We start from the raw sequence: 2151 nt of genomic DNA on the forward strand, positions 1-2151 counted from the left end.
CCCCCTCAGTCGCTCCGCGACAGCTCCCCCGCCTCGCGGGGGAGCATCTATCGCCCCTCACCGCCGCCCGCCGTCGTTGCGCTCGCCCTCGACGGGGTACAGCGTCAGGAAGTCCTCGCCGAGCGACGTCGGAAAGCCTCGGAAGTTCACGCCGTTTGCGAACACGCCGACGCAGGTGCTCCAGCGCTTGTCGCAGGTCGCGCCCGGATGGGCCGCCAGATCGACGCCGCAGCGAACGTCGCCCAGGCGCGCGTCGCACAGCCGGGTGAAGGTCCGCCCGGCGACCCGCTCCAGCGCCGCCGCGGGTCCCGCGAGCGTGGCCTTGAACGCTTTACGCTCGCGGCTGACCGCCGCGATCGTCGCGGTCCACAGGCGGACCAGCCGAGACGGCGCGCTCCAGTCGACGCGCAGGGCCGAGACCTTGGCGCCGTCGTAGAGCCCGGCGTCGAGGTCGGCGTCCGAGATCCCCGCGTCGTCCAGCACGCCCAGCGCCGCCGCCTGGCCCGGCGCGTAACCGACGCCGGTTTCGGACGCGCCGGGGCTCCAGCCGCCGCCGGCCCGGCAGGTCACGCCGTCGACGACGAGGTCGCGGTCATGGTCGGTGAAGCCCAGTCTCACACCGTCGGTCCGCTCGACGATCCAGGCGTGGCACAGGCGGGAGAGGTCCAGCCCTTCGGGAAGCGCCCGCATCAGTCGCGCACCTCGATCAGGGCGCAGGCGCTGACGCGGCCGGCCGAGAAACCCTCCAGCGTGATGTCCAGGCGGTCGGTGTCGAAGCGCACCGGCGTGTCGAACTCGAAGCCCGCCGTCACCGCCGCGCCGGCGGCCGGAGCGGTCGACAGGGTGACGAGGCCGGTCGCGACATCGACCGAATAGGCGCCGGCCGCCAGGACCACGCCCGCCACCGCGACCTTGACCGTGCCGGCCACCGGCTTGGCGATCGGCCGCGCCAGCGCCGTCGCGCCGTTCCCATAGGTCTTGCTCAGTTGGAAGACCTTACGGGCGCCATCGCCCGTCCCGATCGCCTGGTCGGTGGCGCTCGGCTGGGCCGAGGGGGCGCACGACTTGAAGTCGGCCGGATCGCGGAAGCGGAAGCCCGCCAGCCGCCCGCGCCGCGCCTCGAAGAAGGCCAGCAGCTCGGCCAGCTCATCCAGAGGGCGAGCGGCGGTGGCGATCAGATAGCGGCGGCGGCCGCGCGTCCAGGCGCTGGTCCGCTGCTCGGCGCCCGAGGCCAGGGCGACGATATCGGTGCGCCACTCGACGCCGCCGGCGCAGCCGAACGCCAGGCGCGCGGGCAGGCGCGCCTCATGGAACTCGCTCATGGCGATCCTCACGAAAAGGTTTTGGAAAAATTTGACGGGAAGCCGCGCCAAGACCGGCCGAACGCCATTAAGTCTTGGTCATGACCCGCTTTTCACTTCATCAGCGGGGCGTCGGCTCCTACCTATGGAGTCGAGATTGGAGACCGATATGGATTGGAAGACCCTGTTCCTGTCGCCGGAAGGCCGCATCGGCCGCCAGGCGTTCTGGATCGGCTGGCTCGTCCTGCTGGGCGTCAACATGGCCTTGGGCTGGATTCCCTTGATCGGCAACGTCATCTTCCTGGCGACCATCTATTGCAGCGTCTGCATCCACTCCAAGCGCCTGCACGACATGGGGCAGACCGGCTGGTGGCAGGTGCTGCCGTGGGTTCTGGGCCCGGTGCTGATCATGGGCTCGGCCCTGTCGATCGGCGTCATGCCGGCCATCGCGGCCCTGACCAGCGGCGAGCCGGAACTGGCGGCCCTGACCGCCTTGGGCGGCTTCTTCATCTCGTGCTTCATCGCCTTCGCCATCTGGCTGGCCTTTACGCTCTGGGTCGGCTGCAGCCTGGGCCAGCCGCGCGACAACCAGTACGGCCCGCCCCCGCCCAACACGGCCGCGGTGGCGCTGTAGGGGGAAAAGCCCCCTTCCCCCTTGATGGGGGAAGGGTCGGGGATGGGGGTGTTCCTCCGCGTTGGACAATCGCGAAGCGTCGACCGCCGAAGTCACCCCCACCCTACCCTCCCCCATCAAGGGGGAGGGATTTTCACAATCGCCGCGCCCCCAAGCTGACCGCCCGGGCCAAGGCCTGGGCGATCTGGGCGTCGGAGCGGACCAGGCCCGACGCCT

The 2151-nt window shown here is 70.7% G+C and carries 3 protein-coding genes; 1 reads left to right on the forward strand and 2 read right to left on the reverse strand.

What is annotated here, in order from left to right; all coding sequences use genetic code 11:
- Positions 1 to 57: 57 nt before the first annotated feature.
- Positions 58 to 690 carry a DUF2163 domain-containing protein gene (locus AX690_RS09615; RefSeq protein ID WP_066684168.1) on the reverse strand — a complete coding sequence of 211 codons (633 nt, stop codon included), beginning with the start codon at positions 688 to 690 and terminating at the stop codon, positions 58 to 60.
- Complete coding sequence (locus tag AX690_RS09620) at positions 690 to 1322, reverse strand: DUF2460 domain-containing protein (protein ID WP_066684173.1); 633 nt, start codon at positions 1320 to 1322, stop codon at positions 690 to 692. The genes AX690_RS09615 and AX690_RS09620 overlap by 1 nt, the downstream gene beginning before the upstream one ends.
- 148 nt (positions 1323 to 1470) lie before the next feature.
- Here AX690_RS09620 and AX690_RS09625 point away from each other — a divergent pair, with 148 nt between their 5' ends.
- Positions 1471 to 1935 carry a DUF805 domain-containing protein gene (locus AX690_RS09625; protein ID WP_066684174.1) on the forward strand — a complete coding sequence of 155 codons (465 nt, stop codon included), beginning with the start codon at positions 1471 to 1473 and terminating at the stop codon, positions 1933 to 1935.
- The last annotated feature ends 216 nt before the right edge of the window (positions 1936 to 2151 follow it).

This window comes from Caulobacter sp. CCH9-E1 (assembly GCF_001556515.1).
GTDB lineage: Bacteria > Pseudomonadota > Alphaproteobacteria > Caulobacterales > Caulobacteraceae > Caulobacter.

Bases quoted from the DNA above. Each gene is read 5' to 3' on its own strand.
- AX690_RS09615 (WP_066684168.1), bottom strand. From the start codon at position 690: ATGCGGGCGCTTCCCGAAGGGCTGGACCTCTCCCGCCTGTGCCACGCC.
- AX690_RS09625 (WP_066684174.1), top strand. From the start codon at position 1,471: ATGGATTGGAAGACCCTGTTCCTGTCGCCGGAAGGCCGCATCGGCCGC.
- AX690_RS09620 (WP_066684173.1), bottom strand. From the start codon at position 1,322: ATGAGCGAGTTCCATGAGGCGCGCCTGCCCGCGCGCCTGGCGTTCGGC.